Origin of the sequence: Streptomyces sp. NPDC050856 (genome assembly GCF_040653855.1) — a bacterium.
GTDB lineage: Bacteria > Actinomycetota > Actinomycetes > Streptomycetales > Streptomycetaceae > Streptomyces.
In genome coordinates this window covers 1-17,700 of record NZ_JBFAGV010000010.1, presented here as the reverse complement: position 1 = coordinate 17,700, position 17,700 = coordinate 1, and the positions used below count along the sequence as shown (strand labels likewise).

Annotated in this window: 13 protein-coding genes; 11 read left to right on the top strand and 2 right to left on the bottom strand. The window is 73.8% G+C overall.

The window, feature by feature from the left end; all coding sequences use genetic code 11:
* Positions 1 to 390 precede the first annotated feature (390 nt).
* Positions 391 to 4,143, top strand: coding sequence for a glycosyltransferase family 2 protein (locus AB0H53_RS11905; protein WP_362110219.1), 3,753 nt, complete (start codon positions 391 to 393; stop codon positions 4,141 to 4,143).
* Complete coding sequence (locus AB0H53_RS11900; protein WP_362110217.1) at positions 4,140 to 5,684, top strand: DUF5719 family protein; 1,545 nt, start codon at positions 4,140 to 4,142, stop codon at positions 5,682 to 5,684. The genes AB0H53_RS11905 and AB0H53_RS11900 overlap by 4 nt, the downstream gene beginning before the upstream one ends.
* A 62-nt stretch (positions 5,685 to 5,746) precedes the next feature.
* Here AB0H53_RS11900 and AB0H53_RS11895 read toward each other — a convergent pair whose 3' ends face one another.
* The gene (locus tag AB0H53_RS11895) at positions 5,747 to 6,175 is read right to left on the bottom strand and encodes a metallopeptidase family protein (protein ID WP_362110215.1); all 429 of its coding nucleotides are present in this window, start codon (positions 6,173 to 6,175) and stop codon (positions 5,747 to 5,749) included.
* Between the two features lie 304 nt (positions 6,176 to 6,479).
* On the opposite strand from AB0H53_RS11895, the gene AB0H53_RS11890 reads away from it, so the two are divergent.
* The 8 genes from AB0H53_RS11890 to AB0H53_RS11855 all read left to right on the top strand — a co-directional run bounded on the left by AB0H53_RS11890 (position 6,480) and on the right by AB0H53_RS11855 (position 15,057).
* On the top strand, positions 6,480 to 6,911 hold the full coding sequence (locus AB0H53_RS11890; RefSeq protein ID WP_362110648.1) for a DUF3499 domain-containing protein: 432 nt from the start codon (positions 6,480 to 6,482) through the stop codon (positions 6,909 to 6,911).
* Between the two features lie 75 nt (positions 6,912 to 6,986).
* Positions 6,987 to 8,351 (top strand): phosphomannomutase/phosphoglucomutase, encoded by a 1,365-nt coding sequence (locus AB0H53_RS11885; RefSeq protein WP_362110213.1) that lies wholly within the window; start codon positions 6,987 to 6,989, stop codon positions 8,349 to 8,351.
* A gap of 538 nt (positions 8,352 to 8,889) precedes the next feature.
* Positions 8,890 to 9,072, top strand: coding sequence for a Trm112 family protein (locus tag AB0H53_RS11880; RefSeq protein WP_362110211.1), 183 nt, complete (start codon positions 8,890 to 8,892; stop codon positions 9,070 to 9,072).
* Positions 9,073 to 9,142: 70 nt separating this feature from the next.
* Positions 9,143 to 10,279, top strand: a complete 1,137-nt coding sequence (locus tag AB0H53_RS11875; protein ID WP_362110209.1) for an SIS domain-containing protein — start codon at positions 9,143 to 9,145, stop codon at positions 10,277 to 10,279.
* Between the two features lie 66 nt (positions 10,280 to 10,345).
* Positions 10,346 to 11,509 carry a mannose-6-phosphate isomerase, class I gene (gene manA / locus AB0H53_RS11870; protein WP_362110207.1) on the top strand — a complete coding sequence of 388 codons (1,164 nt, stop codon included), beginning with the start codon at positions 10,346 to 10,348 and terminating at the stop codon, positions 11,507 to 11,509.
* Between the two features lie 84 nt (positions 11,510 to 11,593).
* Positions 11,594 to 12,517: a cation transporter gene (locus tag AB0H53_RS11865; RefSeq protein ID WP_362110205.1), complete on the top strand. Its 924-nt coding sequence runs from the start codon at positions 11,594 to 11,596 to the stop codon at positions 12,515 to 12,517.
* Between the two features lie 376 nt (positions 12,518 to 12,893).
* Positions 12,894 to 14,324: an adenosylhomocysteinase gene (ahcY, locus tag AB0H53_RS11860; RefSeq protein ID WP_362110203.1), complete on the top strand. Its 1,431-nt coding sequence runs from the start codon at positions 12,894 to 12,896 to the stop codon at positions 14,322 to 14,324.
* Between the two features lie 118 nt (positions 14,325 to 14,442).
* Positions 14,443 to 15,057: a hypothetical protein gene (locus AB0H53_RS11855; RefSeq protein WP_362110201.1), complete on the top strand. Its 615-nt coding sequence runs from the start codon at positions 14,443 to 14,445 to the stop codon at positions 15,055 to 15,057.
* An 18-nt stretch (positions 15,058 to 15,075) separates the two neighbouring features.
* On the opposite strand, the gene AB0H53_RS11850 is transcribed toward AB0H53_RS11855, so the two are convergent.
* Positions 15,076 to 16,110, bottom strand: a complete 1,035-nt coding sequence (locus AB0H53_RS11850) for an RDD family protein (protein ID WP_362110645.1) — start codon at positions 16,108 to 16,110, stop codon at positions 15,076 to 15,078.
* A 142-nt stretch (positions 16,111 to 16,252) separates the two neighbouring features.
* Here AB0H53_RS11850 and AB0H53_RS11845 point away from each other — a divergent pair, with 142 nt between their 5' ends.
* The gene (locus AB0H53_RS11845) at positions 16,253 to 17,260 is read left to right on the top strand and encodes a stage II sporulation protein M (protein WP_362110199.1); all 1,008 of its coding nucleotides are present in this window, start codon (positions 16,253 to 16,255) and stop codon (positions 17,258 to 17,260) included.
* Positions 17,261 to 17,700 lie beyond the last annotated feature (440 nt).

Below are 17,700 nucleotides of genomic sequence, written 5' to 3'. Positions count from 1 at the left end.
CGACCGGTGCCGTCAGATGCCGGTCCGTCACCGCCCGCCGTGCCGCCGCCACCCGTGCGCCCGGTCCGGCGAACCGCCGCCCGGCGAACCGCCGCCCGGGCCACCCGTCCGGGGCACCGGGGCCGGGCCGCCCTCCGCACCTCCCCGCCCGGCCACCTCCCGCGGACCAACTCGTCCGGGCTCGTGCCGGACCACCACGCGGCCACGTTCCGGCCGCCGCGGACCGCCGACCGGCCAAACCGCACACACGCGTACGTAAGGAACGGTCCGCCGCCCGTGCTCCGTCCACGGGCGGCGGACCGCTGTTCCGCCAGCCGTTAGTGTGGGGCGTCGTCCGAGACGCTCCAACGCCCCCCGCGGGCGACCCCCGGCCGGAGGGCCCGTACCTCGATGTCCGCCACCACAGCCGCGTTTTCCCCCGCATCACCCACGCACCAGCCAGAGTTCCCGCGACATGTCGTCACGGCCGTGCTCGTCTCCCACGACGGGGCCCGCTGGCTGCCGGACGTCCTCGCCGGACTGCTCGGCCAGGAACGCCCCGTACAGAACGTCATCGCCGCCGACACCGGCAGCGCCGACGACTCCGCGCGGCTGGTCGGCGAGGCCGTCGGCGACGACCGCGTCCTGCACCTGGCCCGCCGGACCGGCTTCGGCGCCGCCGTCGAGGAGGCCGCCCGCACCGCCCCGGTGCTCGGCCCCGAGGAACTCCCCTACCTGCGGCGGCCCAGCGGCTGGGACCCCGTCAGCAGGACCTGGCAGGACGACGCCTACGACCTGCCCGAGCAGCCGCACGGCGAACCCGTCCAGTGGCTGTGGCTGCTCCACGACGACTGCGCACCCGAACCGGCCGCGCTGGCCGAGCTGCTGCGTGTCGCGGACGGCGACGAGTACGCCGCGATCGTCGGCCCCAAACTGCGCGGCTGGTACGACCGCAAACAACTCCTCGAAGTCGGCGTCTCCATCGCCAACAGCGGCCGCCGCTGGACCGGACTGGACCGACGCGAGCAGGACCAGGGACAGCACGACCAGATCCGCTCCGTCCTGTCCGTCTCCAGCGCCGGCATGCTGATCCGCCGTGACGTCTTCGAGCAGCTCGGCGGGTTCGACCGGCGCCTGCCGCTGATGCGCGACGACGTGGACCTGTGCTGGCGCGCCCACTCCGCAGGCCACCGGGTCCTCGTCGCCCCCGACGCGGTGCTGCGCCATGCCGAGGCCTCCGCGCGCGAGCGGCGCACCGTCGACTGCGCGGGCCGCTCGGTCGCCAGCCCCCACCGCGTCGACAAGGCCGGAGCCGTCTACACGCTGCTCGCCAACGCGCGCGGCGCCGCCGTCCCGTACGTCCTGCTCCGCCTGGTCGTCGGCACCCTCCTGCGCACCCTCGCCTACCTCGTGGGCAAGGCGCCTGGCCAGGCGGTGGACGAAGTGATGGGCCTGTTCGGCACCTTGCTGCGCCCCGAGCGGATCGTCGCCGCCCGCCGCGGGCGCGCCCGGCGGGCCGTCGCCCCGGCCGAGCTGCGTCCGCTCTTCCCGCCGCCCGGTGCCACCGTCCGCGCCACCGTCGAACAGGTCGCCTCCAACTTCGCCGGGACGGACGCCGATTCGGGCGGCTCCCGGCACGGTGCCGTCGAGTCGGGGCCCGGCGGGGACGACGCCGAGTACCTGGAGGTCGAGCAGTTCGCCCGGCTGAAGAAGGTCGCCCGCAGGCCCGGCCCGGTGCTCTTCGCGCTCCTGCTGCTCGTCTCGGTGGTCGCCTGCCGCGATCTGTTCGGCGGCGGTTCCCTGGCGGGCGGCGTGCTGCTGCCCGCGCCCGACGAGGTCGGAGAGCTGTGGGGGCGGTACGCGGACGCCTGGCATCCGCTGGGCACGGGCGGCACCCAGCAGGCGCCCCCCTACCTCGCGGTGCTCGCCGGCCTGTCCGCGCTGTTCCTCGGTTCCACCGGCTTCGCGCTCACCGTGCTGCTGGTGTGCTCGGTGCCGCTGGCCGGCTTCACCGCGTACTTCGCCTCCCGCCCGCTCGTGGAGTCACGGCTGCTGCGCGCCTGGGGCGCGATCGCGTACGCGTTCCTGCCGGCGACCACCGGCGCCCTGGCCACCGGCCGGCTCGGCACCGCCGTCCTCGCGATCCTGCTGCCGCTGATCGCCCGGGCCGCCGTCGCGGCCCACGGCCTGCGCGGCGGCGGCGCCGGCGCGCCCCGCGGCAGCTGGCGCGCCACCTGGGCGTACGCCTTCCTGCTCACCGTCACCATGGCGTTCACGCCGGTCGTCTGGCCGCTCGCCGCCGTGCTGGGCCTCGCCGTCCTGGCGCTGCGGCGCGGAGACCTCACCGCGTACGGACTGCGCTTCCTCGCCGCGCTCGGCACACCGCTGCTGATCCTCGCCCCCTGGTCGCTGACCCTGCTGACCGACCCGGCCGCCTTCTTCACGGAGGCCGGGATCCGGACCGGCGCGGGAACGGCGAGCGCGCTGGACCTGCTGGGCGCCGGCCCCGGCGGCCCCAAGGCGGTCGGCGGAGCGGTCCTCGCCGGCCTGGTCCTGGCGGCGCTGGCGGCCCTGCTGCGCGGGGAGCGGCAGTTCGCGATCCGTACCGCCTGGGTGGTGGCCGTGGCCGGCCTCGCCCTCGCCGTGCTCACCAACGCGTCCGCCTGGGCGGGACCCGCCACCCTGGTCTACGGCATCGCGCTGCTCGCCGCCGGCATGCTCGGCGCTGAAGGCGGCCGTACCCGGGTCGCCGCGCAGAGTTTCGGCTGGCGCCAGCCGGTCGCCGTCCTGATCGCCCTCGCCGCCGCGGCCGGTCCGGTCGTCTCCGCGGCCGGGTGGATGATCGGCGGCGCGGCCGGCCCGCTGGAGCGGCGCGACCCGGTCCAGGTGCCCGCGTTCGTCGCCGAGGAGAGCGGCACCCGCGACCAGCCGCGCACCCTCGTCCTCGCAGGCGCCTCGCCGGCCAAGGTCTCCTACACCCTGGTGCGCGGCTCGGGCGCCCGCCTCGGCGACGCCGAGCTGGTCGCGGCCGGCGGCGGTGACGCCCGGCTCGACAAGGTCGTCGCCCACCTCGTCGCCGGCTCCGGCGCCGACCAGACCGACCAGCTGAGCGGCTTCGCGATCCGCTACGTCCTGGTCCGCGACGGCGCGCCGCGCCAGATGAGCCGCGTCCTGGACGCCACACCGGGACTGAGCCGGCTCAGCCGGCTGGACGGCAGCGCGCTGTGGCGGGTCGACCGCCAGGTCGCGCGGGCCACCATCGTCCCGGGCGGTGGCGGGGGCGAGCCGCTGCCGGTCGCCTCAGGACCGGTCGAGGCCCACACCGAGATCCCGTCCGGTGGCTCCGGCCGGGTGCTGCGCCTGGCCGACCGCGCGGACGACGGCTGGCAGGCCACCCTCGACGGGCGGCCGCTGAAGAAGACGGTGGTCGACGGCTGGGCGCAGGGCTTCGAACTTCCCGCCGACGGCGGTCGCCTCGACCTGACGTACGAGGAGCCGCTCACCCACACCGCGTGGATCTGGGCCCAGTGCGCGCTCGCCGTCGTGCTCCTCGTGCTGGCCCTGCCGGGGCGGCGCCGGGACGTCGACGACGACCTGCCGGAGGAGACCGCCCCCGCCGCACCCACGCCGGACGACCTGGCGGGCGACGGGCGCCGGGCACGCCGGCTGCGGGCGGCTGCCGCGGCCGAGGCGGACGCGCGGGCCCCGGCGCCCCCCGAGCCGGCCCCGGCGCCCGCCGCCGCGCCGGTACCGGACGCCGATCCGTACGCACACCCGTCGGCGGAGGTGCCGGCGCAGCCGGCGTACGGCGAATGGGACGACCAGGCGTATCCGTACCAGCAGCCGTACGGGCAGCCCGAGCAGCGGCAGTCCTACGATCAGCAGTCCTACGAGCGGCAGCCGTACGAGCAGCAGCCGTACGGCGACCCGGCGTACCAGGCGGACCCGTACCAGCAGCAGTACCAGCCCTACCAGCAGCCGTACGGGCAGCCCGGGCAGCAGCAGCCCTACGAGCAGTACCCGGGGCAGTACCCCCAGGAGCAGGGCCAGGAGCAGGGCCAGGAGCAGGGCCGGGGCCCCTACGACCCGGACGACCCGTACACCCCGTACCACCCGTACGGCCAGGAGAACGAGCAGCGTCCCGACGGGAGCAGCAACCAGTGAAGCGCACCACCCTCTCCCTCCTCGCGGCCGTCACCGCCCTCGCCGCCGTCACCGGTTTCGCCGCGCTCACCGCGCCGGAGGGCGACGGCGCGGCGGGCACGCGGGCCGCCGCACCGGCACGGCTGCCGGTCGAGCGCTCCACCCTGCTGTGCCCGGCGCCCAGCACCTCCGAGGTCGCCGAGACGGAGTACTCCTCCTTCACCCCGGCGGGCGGCCCGGCGGCAGGGGGCGGGGCGGGCGGCCAGGCGGGCACGGCGGAGCTCAAGCCGTCCGCCACCGTCACGAACGACACCACGGCGGCCACCAAGAAGGACGAGAAGAAGACGCCGCCCGCCTCGGACAAGGCCGTGGTCACCCTCACCCAGCCCGGCAGGCCCGTCGCCGCCGAGGCCGACGACGGCGACGCGCCCGCCCTGATCGGCAGCGCCACCGGCCGCCTCGCGCCCGGCTGGACCACCCAGCAGACCACCACCGTCCCGGCGGGCGGCGCCCGCGGCCTGCTCGGCGTCGGCTGCACCGCGCCCGACACCGACTTCTGGTTCCCCGGCGCCTCGACCGCCAAGGAGCGCCAGGACTACGTCCACCTGACCAACCCCGACGACACGGCCGCCGTGGCGGACGTCGAGCTGTACGGCCCCGGGGGCGCCCTGAAGTCGCAGCTGAGCGAGGGCGTGCCGGTCCCCGCCCGGTCCAGCGTGCCGGTGCTGCTCTCCACGCTGACCGACGACCCGGCCGCCGCCGACGTCACCGTCCGCGTCACCACCCGCAGCGGGCGGATCGGCGCGGTGGTCCGCTCGGCGGAGGACCGCGCCGGCAGCGACTGGTTGTCCGCGTCGGCCGACCCGGCGGGCACGCTGGTGCTGCCCGGCATCCCGGCCGACGCCACCTCCGTACGCCTGGTGGCGTTCGCACCCGGTGAGAACGACGCCGACCTGAGGATCCGGCTGGCGGGCCCGACCGGCACGATCACCCCGGCCGGAGCGGAGACGCTGCACGTCAAGTCGGGCATGACCGCGTCGGCGGACCTCAAGGACGTCACCAAGGGCGAGGCCGGGTCGCTGATCCTGTTCCCGGCGCGGGCCGGACGCGCCACTCCGGTGGTCGCCGCACTGCGTGTCGTACGCGGCACCGGCGACAAGCGGGAGGTCGCGTTCATCCCGGCGACCGGGCCGGTGGGCGAGCGGGCGACCGTCGCCGGCAACCTCGCCAAGGGCACCACCCTGTCGCTGACCGCGCCGGGCGGCACCGCCCAGGTCAAGGTCACCGCGTCGGCGGGCACCGGGGCGGGCGCGCCCAGCAGCAGGACCTACACGGTCAAGGGCGGTACGACCCTGGCCCTCGCCCCGCCCGCCCCCACGGGCCTCGAGGGCTCGTACGCGCTGACGGTCGAGTCGGTCTCGGGCGCCCCGGTGCACGCGGCGCGCACCCTGGCGGTCCCCGACGACGGCATCCCGATGTTCACGGTGCAGACGTTCTCGGACGACCGGGGCACGGTCGAGGTCCCGGTGGCCGAGCAGGACCTGTCCGTACTGGAGGACTGACCCGGCCGCCCGGGCCGGCCGCCCGGGCCGGCCGCCCGGGGTACGCCGAGGGGTGGTGCCGCTCAGTCCTGGTCGTACCTCGGGTCGACCGACTCAGGGGCCAGGCCCAGCAGTTCGGCGACCTGCTCCACGACCACCTCGTGCACCAGCAGCGCGCGCTCGTCGCGGCTCTTGGCGCGCAGCTCGACCGGGCGCCGGTAGACGATGATCCGCGCCGGCCGGTCCCGGCCCGCCGGGACCGAGGTGCCGAGCGGTACGGACTCCTCCGGCGCCACCGGCACCTCCAGGACGTGGAAGTCGACGTCGGCCAGCTGCGGCCAGCGCCGCTCCAGCCGCTCCACGGAGTCCTGCACCAGGTCGCGGAAGGTGTCCGCGCGGCTGATGGAGAGCGGGACCTGGGGCGGCGCGACGGGGCCGCGCATGCCGCGGCCGTGCCGGTCGCGGCGGCGGGTTCGCGGCTCGGCCGGGCGGGGCGGTACGGGACTGTCCATCACTGACGCAGGGTAACTCCCGGGCGGCCCTTCCCGGCGGACGGCGGCCCCACTGCCGCGGCACCCGTCCGCCACCCCGGCGGCGTGTTAAAACTGCGTCGAATATTGAGCGTTTCAGGTTCTCTTGGGGTCGATTTGGCGCGTCGTCGCGATCGGTCGGGTCGCCTGGAATGAGCGGATTCGCCCCCTCGGCTGTTCGGCGCGGCGGCCCCACGGACCCCTGTTTCCGTCCTTTCGCGCAGGTCAGGAGAGTTGTCCGGGAGGGCGCTGTGCCCGACGTCACACCGCGACACGGGGGAGTGACCTGGCGGAGAGTCGTCGCGGCCCGCTCAAGAGTGCGGTACCGTCCAACGTCGTGAGCCCTGTACGTCGCTGTTCGCGCACCGCGTGCGGCCGCCCTGCCGTCGCGACACTGACGTACGTCTATGCCGACTCGACTGCGGTCCTCGGCCCGCTCGCCACCTACGCCGAGCCCCACTGCTACGACCTGTGCGCCGAGCACAGCGAGCGCCTGACCGCGCCGCGCGGCTGGGAGGTGGTCCGGCTCTCGGACGGCTCCGCCCCCGCCCGCCCCAGCGGCGACGACCTCGAAGCGCTCGCCAACGCCGTACGCGAAGCCGCCCGGCCACAGGAACGGGCGGCACAGGCCGGCGGCAAGAACGGCGGCCGCGGCGGCGACCCGGTGGAGGTCGGACGCCGAGGGCACCTGAGGGTGCTCCGCTCACCCGACTCCTGACGTTTGTCCCCAGCCCCTACGGTTAGCTTGTGTTCCGTTGTGTATTCCACACAGGGCTTGCAGGAGGGTAGGGCAGTGGCTGCTGATCTGTCGCAGATCGTGAAGGCGTACGACGTCCGCGGGGTGGTGCCGGATCAGTGGGACGAGGCACTGGCGGAACTGTTCGGCGCGGCGTTCGTCCAAGTGACGGAGGCGGCCGCGATCGTGGTCGGCCATGACATGCGCCCGTCGTCGCCCGGACTGTCCGCCGCGTTCGCCCGGGGCGCCGCGGCGAGGGGGGCCGACGTCACGCTCATCGGCCTGTGCTCGACCGACCAGCTCTACTACGCGTCCGGCGCGCTGGACCTCCCGGGAGCGATGTTCACCGCGTCGCACAACCCCGCCCAGTACAACGGCATCAAGATGTGCCGGGCCGGCGCCGCCCCGGTGGGCCAGGACACCGGCCTGGCCGACATCCGCAAGCTCGTCGAGACCTGGTCGTCCACCGGCGCCCCGGCCCCGGCCGCGACCCCCGGCGCGATCACCGGGCGCGACACCCTCACGGACTACGCGGCCCACCTGAAGTCGCTGGTCGACCTCGGTCCCATCCGCCCCCTGAAGGTCGTGGTGGACGCGGGCAACGGCATGGGCGGCCACACGGTCCCCACCGTCTTCGAGGGGCTGCCGCTCACGCTCGTCCCGATGTACTTCGAGCTGGACGGCACGTTCCCCAACCACGAGGCCAACCCGCTGGACCCGGCCAACATCGTGGACCTCCAGCAGCGGGTGCGCGAGGAGGGCGCCGACATCGGCCTCGCCTTCGACGGCGACGCCGACCGCTGCTTCGTGGTGGACGAGCGGGGAGAGCCGGTCCCGCCGTCGGTGATCACCGCGCTGGTCGCCGAGCGGGAGCTGGCCAAGCACCCCGGCGGCACCGTGATCCACAACCTGATCACCTCCTGGTCGGTCCCCGAGGTCGTCCGGGAGAACGGCGGCACCCCCGTGCGCACCCGGGTCGGGCACTCCTTCATCAAGGCGGAGATGGCCCGTACCGGCGCCGTCTTCGGCGGTGAGCACTCGGCCCACTACTACTTCCGCGACTTCTGGAACGCGGACACCGGCATGCTGGCCGCCCTCCACGTCCTGGCGGCCCTGGGCGGCCAGGACGGGACGCTCTCCGACCTGGTGGCCTCCTACGCCCGCTACACCGGCTCGGGCGAGATCAACTCCACGGTCGCCGACCAGGCGGCCAGCACGGCGGCGGTACGCCGGGCCTTCGCTCCCCGCGACGGCGTCACCATCGACGAGCTCGACGGCCTGACCGTGACGGCGGCGGACTGGTGGTTCAACCTCCGCCCCTCCAACACGGAACCGCTGCTCCGCCTGAACGTCGAGGCGCGGGACGAGGCGACGATGGCCGAGGTCCGCGACGAGGTCCTCGCCCTGGTCCGCACCTCCTGACCCCGAGGGTCCGCACCTCCTGACCCGAGCGGCCCGGGTACCGGCCGGGCCCCGGCGGCCCGACCGGGGGCGCCGCCCGCGCGACCGGCCGGCGGCCCGGCCGCCGCCCCGGACGCCCGGGAGCCGGCCGGCCCGGGAGCCGGACCGCCCGGAGGCCCGGCCGGCACCCGGCCACCGGGGCGCGCTCCGGCCGGCCCGTGCCGTGCGTGGACCGCACCGCCGGCCCCGTGTGCCCGCCGGGCGAACCGCCGGAGCCCGACCACCGCGGGGGCGGTGCGACCGCCGGCCGGGAGCCGTCACGTCCCCGCTTTCCGGGCCGGGGCCGGCGTGCGGCCCGGGGCGGACACCCCAGCGCCTGCGGACCCGGCCGGTACGGGTGACCACGGGTGACCGACGCGTGACGTGGGGCAGGCCGCGGTCAGGTACCGGGCGGGGCCGGGGAACCCGATCCACGCCGAGCCGCACCCGCCCATCCCCCGGCGGTAGGCTGACGTGGCCGAACCCCACCATCACCACCGCGTTCGAAGGGACCCACCCCATGCCGCTCGAAGCCGGCCTTCTGGAGATCCTCGCCTGCCCGGCCTGCCACGCGCCCCTCGAGGACCGCACCGCAGCCGAGGCCCCCGAGCTGATCTGCACCGGCGAGGACTGCGGCCTGGCCTACCCGGTACGCGACGGCATCCCGGTCCTCCTCGTGGACGAGGCCCGCCGCCCCGTCTGAGAACGGCCGCCCCCGGCGGCGCCCGCGCCGCCCGCACCCCACCCCGTACGGTGATCGGAGGCCCCACCCCATGCTCGACGAGTCGCTGCTCGACGACCCGGACGCCCTGGCCCGAGCCGACCGCCGCGGCCTCCTCCGCGGGGCCGCCGAAGCAGGCGCGCGCGTACGCACCGCCGCCCGGCACGCCATCGAGGCCGGCGTCACCGAGCTGAACCCCGAGGGCCGCCCCCGCGCCGTCCTCGTCGCCGGCCCCGGCACCGCTGCCGCCTGCGTGGCCGACCTGGTCGCCGCCCTCGCCGGTGCCGCCGCGCCGGTCGCCCGCCTGAGCCCCACCGGTGTGGCACCCGCCGCCGGGGCCCTGCGCTGGACGCTCCCGGGCTGGGCCGGCCCGGTGGACCTCCTCCTGATCACCACCACGGACGGCACCGAGCCGGGCCTCGCGCTCCTCGCCGAGCAGGCGTACCGCCGGGGCGTCACGGTCGTCGCCGTGGCACCCGCCCGCTCCCCGCTCACCGAGGCGGTCGACGGCAGCCACGGCATGGTCGTACCGCTGGCGGCCGCGCCCCAGGAACCGCACGACGAGGAGACACCGGCGGCGAGCCCCGGCGCCCTGTGGGCCCTGTTCACCCCGCTCCTCGTCCTCCTGGACCGCGTCGGCCTGCTCTCCGCCCCGGCCGACACCCTCCAGAAGGTGGCCGACCGCCTCGACCGCACGGCGGAACGCTGCGGACCGGCCGTCGTCACCTACAGCAACCCGGCCAAGATGCTCGCCGGGGAGCTCGCCGACACCCTCCCCCTCATCTGGACCGAGGGCACGGCCACCGCCCCGGTGGGCCGCCGGTTCGCCGCCGTACTGTCCGAGCTGGCCGGCCGTCCGGCGCTCGCCGCCGAGCTGCCCGAGGCACTGGCCGCGCACGCGGTGCTCCTCGCGGGCGACTACGCCTCCGGCGCGGACCTCGACGACTTCTTCCGCGACCGGGTCGAGGAGGCCCAGGCCCTGCGGGCGCGCGTGGTGCTGCTGCGCGACCGGCCGGCCGGCGGCCTGACCGCCGCCCCGGCCGCCCGCGAGCTGGCGCTCGGCCACGACACGGGTGTCAGTGAGCTGGAACCCGAGGAGGGCACCGACATCGAAGCCCTCGCCGAGCTGCTCGCGGTGACCGACTTCGCGGCCGTCTACCTGTCGCTGGGGACCGGAACGCACGTGTGACCGCCCGCCCACCGGCAAGAAGGACCCCCCCCGCCCATCAGCGAAAAGCACGAGGAACGCACGCCCATGGACCGCCTCTCCAACACCGTCCGCCCCTACGCCTGGGGCTCCACGACGGCCATCCCGGACCTGCTCGGCGTCGCCCCCACCGGTGAGCCGCAGGCCGAGATGTGGATGGGCGACCATCCCGGCGCGCCGTCCCGCGTGGTCCGGGCCGATGGCGAACAGCCACTCCCGGCCCTCATCGCAGCCGATCCGGAACGGATGCTCGGTCCGGCCGCCGTCGCCAGGTTCGGCCCCCGCCTGCCCTTCCTCCTCAAGCTGATCGCGGCCGGCTCGCCCCTCTCCCTCCAGGTCCACCCCGACCTCGCGCAGGCCAGGGAGGGTTACGCCGCCGAAGAGCGCGCCGGCGTCCCGGTCGACGCCCCCCACCGCAACTACAAGGACCCCAACCACAAGCCCGAACTCCTCTGCGCCCTCACCCCCTTCGAGGGCCTGTGCGGCTTCCGGACGCCCGACGAGACGGCCGACCTCCTCGCCGCCCTCGACGTCGACTCCCTCAAGCCGTACGTCGACCTCCTCCACGCCCACCCGCGCGAGGCCGCGCTGCGCGAGGTCCTGACGGCCGTTCTGACCGCCGACCCCGCCGACATGGCGGCCACCGTGCACGAGGCCGCCGCCGCCTGCACCCGCCTCGGCGGGGCGCACGCCCCGTACGCCGTCCTCGCCCACCACTTCCCCGGCGACCCCGGCGTCCTCGCCGCCATGCTGCTCAACCACGTCCGGCTCCAGCCCGGCGAGGCCATCCACCTCGGCGCCGGCGTCCCGCACGCCTACATCGGCGGCCTCGGCGTCGAGATCATGGCCAACTCCGACAACGTGCTGCGCTGCGGCCTCACCCCCAAGCACATCGACGTTCCCGAGCTCCTGCGGGTCGTCCGCTTCGAGGCCGACGACCCGACCGTGCTGCGGCCCGAGGCGTCCCCGTCCGGCGAGGAGCTCTACGAGACGCCGGCCGACGAGTTCCGCCTCTCCCGCTACGTGCGGCCGGAAGGAGCCGCCCCGGTGGACATCACCGCCACCACGCCGCAGATCCTGCTGGCCACGGCAGGCAGCCCCGTGGCGGACGGCATCCGCCTGGGGCCCGGCGAGTCGGTCTTCGTCCCGGCGGGCGAAAAGGTCGAACTGTCCGGATCCGGCACCGTCTTCCGCGCCACAGTGGTGGCCTGAAGCCGCGCCGGCCACCGCTGCTGCAACAATGTGCGGCCGTACGAACCACCCCCCCCAAGACCCTACGAAGGGACACCCGCACGCATGAGCGCGTCAGGCGGAACCAAGGCGATCGTGGCGGCGCTCGCCGCGAACCTCGCGATCGCGGCGAGCAAATTCGTGGCGTTCCTCTTCAGTGGTTCGTCGTCGATGCTCGCCGAGAGCGTGCACTCGCTCGCCGACTCCGGCAACCAGGGCCTGCTGCTCCTCGGCGGCAAGAAGGCCCAGCGCGAGGCCACCCCCCAACACCCGTTCGGATACGGGCGCGAGCGGTACATCTACGCGTTCCTCGTCTCCATCGTCCTGTTCTCGGTCGGTGGCATGTTCGCCATCTACGAGGGCTACGAGAAGATCAAGCACCCGCACGAGATCGAGGCCTGGTACTGGCCCGTCGGTGTCCTGACCTTCGCGATCATCGCCGAGAGCTTCTCCTTCCGGACGGCCATCAAGGAGTCCAACACCGTGCGCGGCAACCTCTCCTGGAAGGAGTTCGTCCGCCGCGCCAAGGCCCCCGAGCTGCCCGTCGTCCTGCTGGAGGACCTGGGCGCGCTGGTCGGCCTGGTACTGGCCCTCGTCGGCGTCAGCCTGGCGTTGGTCACCGGCAACGGCATCTGGGACGGCATCGGCACCCTCTGCATCGGCATCCTGCTGATCCTGATCGCCATCGTGCTGGCAGCCGAGACCAAGTCGCTCCTGCTCGGTGAGTCGGCGGGCATCGACGAGGTGAAGAAGATCGAGGCGTCGCTCGTCGACAACGACACCGTCACCGGCATCATCCACATGCGCACGCTCCACCTCGGCCCGGAGGAGCTGCTGGTCGCCGCGAAGATCGCGGTACGGCACAACGACACCGCCGCCCAGGTCGCGGCCGCCATCGACGCCGCCGAGCAGCGCATCCGCGTCGCCGTGCCCATCGCCCGGGTGATCTACCTGGAGCCGGACATCTACAGCGAGACCAAGGCCGGCTGACACAGCCGGACGTAAGGGCCCCGGACCCCGCGGTCCGGGGCCCTTACGCACTCCGTCCGCCGCCCGCCACCCGCCCGTCACCGGGCCCCGTGCCGAACCGGCGCGGGCACCCCGACACCCCGCTCCCGGCCCACCCGGCTCACGATCCGGCTGGAATCCGTCCCCGGACGGGCTGTGGGTCGCCGGACCGATCGGTGTAGATTCGTGACCAGAGCCAGACGTCGCTGCTGATGGCGGTCGGGCGGTCCCGACGGACCGGCCGAGGGAGAGAGGGCCTCCGACGACTGCACTGCGAGTGCCCCGGGCATTCTTGTGCCCCGCCACCGCAGAGCCTGCCGTACCCACCCTCGACCCCTACCACGAGGAGCACCTCCCGATGACGACTGTCGACAGCCGACAGGACTTCAAGGTCGCCGACCTCTCCCTCGCGGAGTTCGGCCGCAAGGAGATCAGCCTCGCCGAGCACGAGATGCCGGGCCTGATGGCGATCCGCAAGGAGTACGCCGAGGCCCAGCCCCTCGCCGGCGCACGTATCACCGGCTCCCTGCACATGACCGTGCAGACGGCCGTCCTCATCGAGACCCTGGTCGCCCTCGGCGCCAAGGTCCGCTGGGCCTCCTGCAACATCTTCTCCACCCAGGACCACGCCGCCGCCGCCATCGCCGCCGCCGGCATCCCCGTCTTCGCCTGGAAGGGCGAGACCCTGGAGGAGTACTGGTGGTGCACCGAGCAGGCCCTGACCTGGACGGACAGCCCCACCGGCGGTCCGAACATGATCCTGGACGACGGCGGCGACGCCACCCTCCTGGTGCACAAGGGCGTGGAGTTCGAGAAGGCCGGCGCGGTCCCGGACCCGTCCACCGCGGACAGCGAGGAGTACGGCCACATCCTGAGCCTCCTCACCCGCACCCTCGGTGAGAACCCGCAGAAGTGGACCCAGCTCGCCTCGGAGATCCGTGGCGTGACGGAGGAGACCACCACCGGCGTCCACCGCCTGTACGAGATGCACCGTGACGGCACGCTGCTGTTCCCGGCCATCAACGTCAACGACGCGGTGACCAAGTCCAAGTTCGACAACAAGTACGGCTGCCGCCACTCCCTGGTCGACGGCATCAACCGCGCCACCGACGTCCTCATCGGCGGCAAGGTCGCGGTCGTGTGCGGTTACGGCGACGTCGGCAAGGGCTGCGCGGAATCCCTGCGCGGCCAGGGCGCCCGCGTGATCGTCACCGAGATCGACCCGATCTGCGCGCTCCAGGCGGCGATGGACGGCTATCAGGTCACCACGCTGGACGAGGTGGTGGAGCAGGCGGACATCTTCATCACCACCACGGGCAACAAGGACATCATCATGGCCTCGGACATGGCCAAGATGAAGCACCAGGCCATCGTCGGCAACATCGGCCACTTCGACAACGAGATCGACATGGCCGGCCTGGCCAAGATCCCGGGCATCGTCAAGGACGAGGTGAAGCCGCAGGTCCACACCTGGACCTTCCCGGACGGCAAGAAGATCATCGTGCTGTCCGAGGGCCGCCTGCTGAACCTGGGCAACGCCACGGGCCACCCCTCGTTCGTGATGTCGAACAGCTTCGCGGACCAGACGCTGGCCCAGATCGAGCTGTTCACCAAGCCCGAGGAGTACCCGACCGACGTCTACGTGCTGCCCAAGCACCTCGACGAGAAGGTCGCCCGGCTCCACCTCGGCGCGCTCGGCGTGAAGCTGACCACGCTCCGCCCCGAGCAGGCCGCCTACATCGGCGTCGAGGTCGACGGCCCGTACAAGCCGGACCACTACCGCTACTGACGGCGCCCGTGCACTGACGCACGCCCGTAGCAGGCACCAGGCAGGCCCCCGCACCCCCGTGCCGGGGGCCTGCCCCGTTGCCCGGCCCCTACCGCCGATCCCGAGGACCCGAGGACCCATGCCCCGCGGCCGCTATTCGCTCCATGATCCGCACGATCACACCCCCCTCGGTGAAGAGCACTTCCACTGCGCGCCCGGCCCCTCCGGCTGGCGCTACGTCTCGCAGACCACCACCCCCTCCGGCGACCACGCCGGCTCCGTCGACCTCGCCCTCGACGACCTCGGCCGCCCCATCCGTCTCGAAATGCACGCCGCGAGCTGGCAGGTCCGCGGCGCGGCCCTCGACGGCGTCACCTGGGTCCGTACCGATCCCACCGGCACTCACGCCACCGAAGGCAATGTCCGCGCGCACGCCTTCACCGGCACGTCACCGGCCTTCCTCGTCGCCACGTCCCGGCTCCTGCGCCTCACCCCCGCTTCCCCCGCGACGCGCGTCCGCCTCGTCGCCTTCACCGACCCCGTCCTCGCCCCCCGCACGGTCGACCAGTCGTGGGCGCTGGTGAAGAGTGAAGCGCACGCCACTGACAACGGCCCCCTGACTGTGGACGAATACCAGGTCAGCGCCCTGGACACCGGGGAACGGCACACCGTCCACATCGCCGGCGACGTGGTCCTGGCGGCCCCGGGGATCGAGCTGGAAGACCTCGAATCACCGCCATCGGTCTTCCCCTGACCGCCCCCGGGCCCGGTGTCAGGCAGGCGGCGCGAAACCCGTGGCAGGCCGCTGCCGCTGTCCGGCACCGACCGCCCCCGTCCCGCCCCCGTGGCTCCCGGCCCCGGTGCCCGTCGCGGCTTCCGCCCCCGTACCCGCGCCCGAGACCTCACCCGGGCCCGGGTTCGCGACCGCGGCCCAGCCGCCACCGCCCGGCCCTCCCGCCCCACCCGCTGTTCGGGAGGTACCGGCCGGCTCAGGGTCCACCGGCGCCCCGCCCGCCCCATCGGCACCGCCCGCCCCGGGCATCACCTCGGAAGGGGCCGTCCCGCCCGGTCCTCCGCTGAACGCCCGCCGCGCCTCCCGGGCCTGCCGCTCGTTCACCACCCCGGCCAGGTACTCCGTGGCCGGCACCCCCGGCGGCGGGGGCGTCCCGGTCCGGGCGACCAGGTCGTCGGCCAGCCGCTCGGCGAGTCCGCGACCCACCTCGGGGTCCAGTTGCCGCATCCGCGTCAGGTACTGCCGTATCGCCAGCCACAGGTCGTCCGGCACGGCGGAGAGATCCAGCTGCGCGAACCGCCCCACGAGCCAGGGCGGCGGGGGCGGCACCACCGCCGTGCGCGCGGCCGGCACCCGCTCGCGTACCACCAGCGTGCCGGCGAACACGTCACCGATCCGCCGTCCACGCGCCGACACCAGCGAGGCGACGCACGCGATGGTCCCGAAGGACATCATGATCTCGACCATGCCGATCGCCCCACGCACCAGCGCGTGCCGGAACCGGATGGGCCCGCCGTCGTCGCGCACCACCCGCAGCCCGCACGCCAGCTTCCCGAGCGAACGCCCATGGCTCAGCGTCTCCACCGCGATCGGCGCGCCCACCGGCACGAGCAGGAAGGTCGCGATCGACACGGCCATGACAGCCGCTTCGTCCAGCGCGGCGGTCGCGATCGCCAGCCCCATCGATATGAGCAGATAGGCGGTCCACACGACCGCCAGATCGATGGCCAGGGCCAGCGCCCGGCTCGGCAGCCTGGCCGGCTGCAGCCCGAGTACGACGGCGTCCCCCGTCATAACCCCGCTCACGGCGCCACCCTTCTTCGGCCTTCCCCAACCCCGTCGAACGCCAGTCTGCCAAGCTGACCCACAGCGCGCCGCAGTAGTACGAGCAGTTGCACGAACCGTACGGACCCAGTGCCTGGAGCAGCAGCCGATCATGGACCTTGACGTCTACGTCACCGCCCACCGCGCCGAGTGGGAGCGCCTGGACCACCTGCTGCGCCGGGGCAGTCACCTCACCGGCGCCGAGGCCGATGAACTCGTCGCCCTCTACCAGCGCACCGCCACCCACCTCTCACTGATCCAGTCCAGTGCTCCCGACCCCATGCTCACGGCCCGGCTCACCCAGCTCGTCGCCCGGGCCCGCGCCACCGTCACCGGTACCCGCCGCGCCTCCTGGCGCGACGCCGCCCGCTTCCTGACCGCGGGCTTTCCGGCGGCGGTCTACCGCTCGCGCCACTGGTGGATCCCCACCGCTGTCCTGTCCACCGTCCTGGCCGCCGTCATCGGCTGGTGGATCGGCACCCACCCCGAGGTCCAGTCGGCCATCGCGGCCCCCGACGAGCTGCGCAGGCTGACCCGCCCCGGCGGCGACTACGAGACCTACTACTCCAGTCATCCCGCCGCCTCGTTCGCGGCCCAGGTCTGGACGAACAACGCCCAGGCCGCCGCCCTGTGCCTGGTCCTGGGCGCGTTCCTCTGCGTCCCGGTGCTCTGGATCCTCTTCCTCAACATGCTCAATCTCGGCGTCGGGATCGGCCTGATGTCCTCGGCCGGCCGCCTCGACACCTTCCTGGGGCTGGTCCTCCCGCACGGCCTGCTCGAACTCACCGCTGTCTTCGTCGCCGCCGGCACCGGGCTCCGCCTCGGCTGGACGCTGATCGACCCGGGCCCCCGGACCCGCCGCGCCGCCCTGGCCCAGCAGGGACGCGCCGCCGTCGGCATGGCAATCGGCCTCGCGCTGGTCCTGTTCGTATCCGGCGTGATCGAAGGCTTCGTCACCCCCTCCGGCCTGCCGACGTGGGCCCGCATCTCCATCGGCGTCGCCGCTGAGCTGGTCTTTCTCGGGTACGTGTACGTGCTCGGCGGCCGCGCCGCCAGGGCGGGCGACACGGGGGACGTGGAGTCCGTCGACCGCAGCGCCCAGTTGCCCACAGCGGCCTGATGTGCGTACGGCCCGTCTGGCCTGATAGTGTCCTCATCGCCCACAAAACCCGTTGACACGGTCTGCGTGGGGAGGTAGATTAGAGCAGTTGCCTCGGACTGGACACAGGCCGAGCGGGACTGTTAAAGTCTCCCTTGCTCCGGGCGGGAATTCGATTCCCGTGGAGCCCATCCGATTCTTTATCCGAATCACGAAGCCGATTAGGTCGGCGGAAAAGCTTCTGATAAAGTCGGGGCAGCCGAAAGGCAAAGGTCCTCCAGCGGCCACCGGATACGAAATCCAGACCGGAAACGGAACGGAAAAAGGATCTGGTAGAGTTGGAAACACGAAATACCGAAGGGAAGCCGCCCGGAGGAAAGCCCGAGAGGGTGAGTACAAAGGAAGCGTCCGTTCCTTGAGAACTCAACAGCGTGCCAAAAATCAACGCCAGATATGTTGAT

Excerpts from the sequence above, each read along its gene's own strand:
- AB0H53_RS11905 (WP_362110219.1), top strand. The coding sequence starts at position 391 with ATGTCCGCCACCACAGCCGCGTTTTCCCCCGCATCACCCACGCACCAG.
- AB0H53_RS11895 (WP_362110215.1), bottom strand. The coding sequence starts at position 6,175 with ATGGACAGTCCCGTACCGCCCCGCCCGGCCGAGCCGCGAACCCGCCGC.
- AB0H53_RS11880 (WP_362110211.1), top strand. The coding sequence starts at position 8,890 with ATGCCGCTCGAAGCCGGCCTTCTGGAGATCCTCGCCTGCCCGGCCTGC.
- AB0H53_RS11875 (WP_362110209.1), top strand. The coding sequence starts at position 9,143 with ATGCTCGACGAGTCGCTGCTCGACGACCCGGACGCCCTGGCCCGAGCC.
- manA (WP_362110207.1), top strand. The coding sequence starts at position 10,346 with ATGGACCGCCTCTCCAACACCGTCCGCCCCTACGCCTGGGGCTCCACG.
- AB0H53_RS11865 (WP_362110205.1), top strand. The coding sequence starts at position 11,594 with ATGAGCGCGTCAGGCGGAACCAAGGCGATCGTGGCGGCGCTCGCCGCG.
- ahcY (WP_362110203.1), top strand. The coding sequence starts at position 12,894 with ATGACGACTGTCGACAGCCGACAGGACTTCAAGGTCGCCGACCTCTCC.
- AB0H53_RS11855 (WP_362110201.1), top strand. The coding sequence starts at position 14,443 with ATGCCCCGCGGCCGCTATTCGCTCCATGATCCGCACGATCACACCCCC.
- AB0H53_RS11850 (WP_362110645.1), bottom strand. The coding sequence starts at position 16,110 with ATGACGGGGGACGCCGTCGTACTCGGGCTGCAGCCGGCCAGGCTGCCG.
- AB0H53_RS11845 (WP_362110199.1), top strand. The coding sequence starts at position 16,253 with ATGGACCTTGACGTCTACGTCACCGCCCACCGCGCCGAGTGGGAGCGC.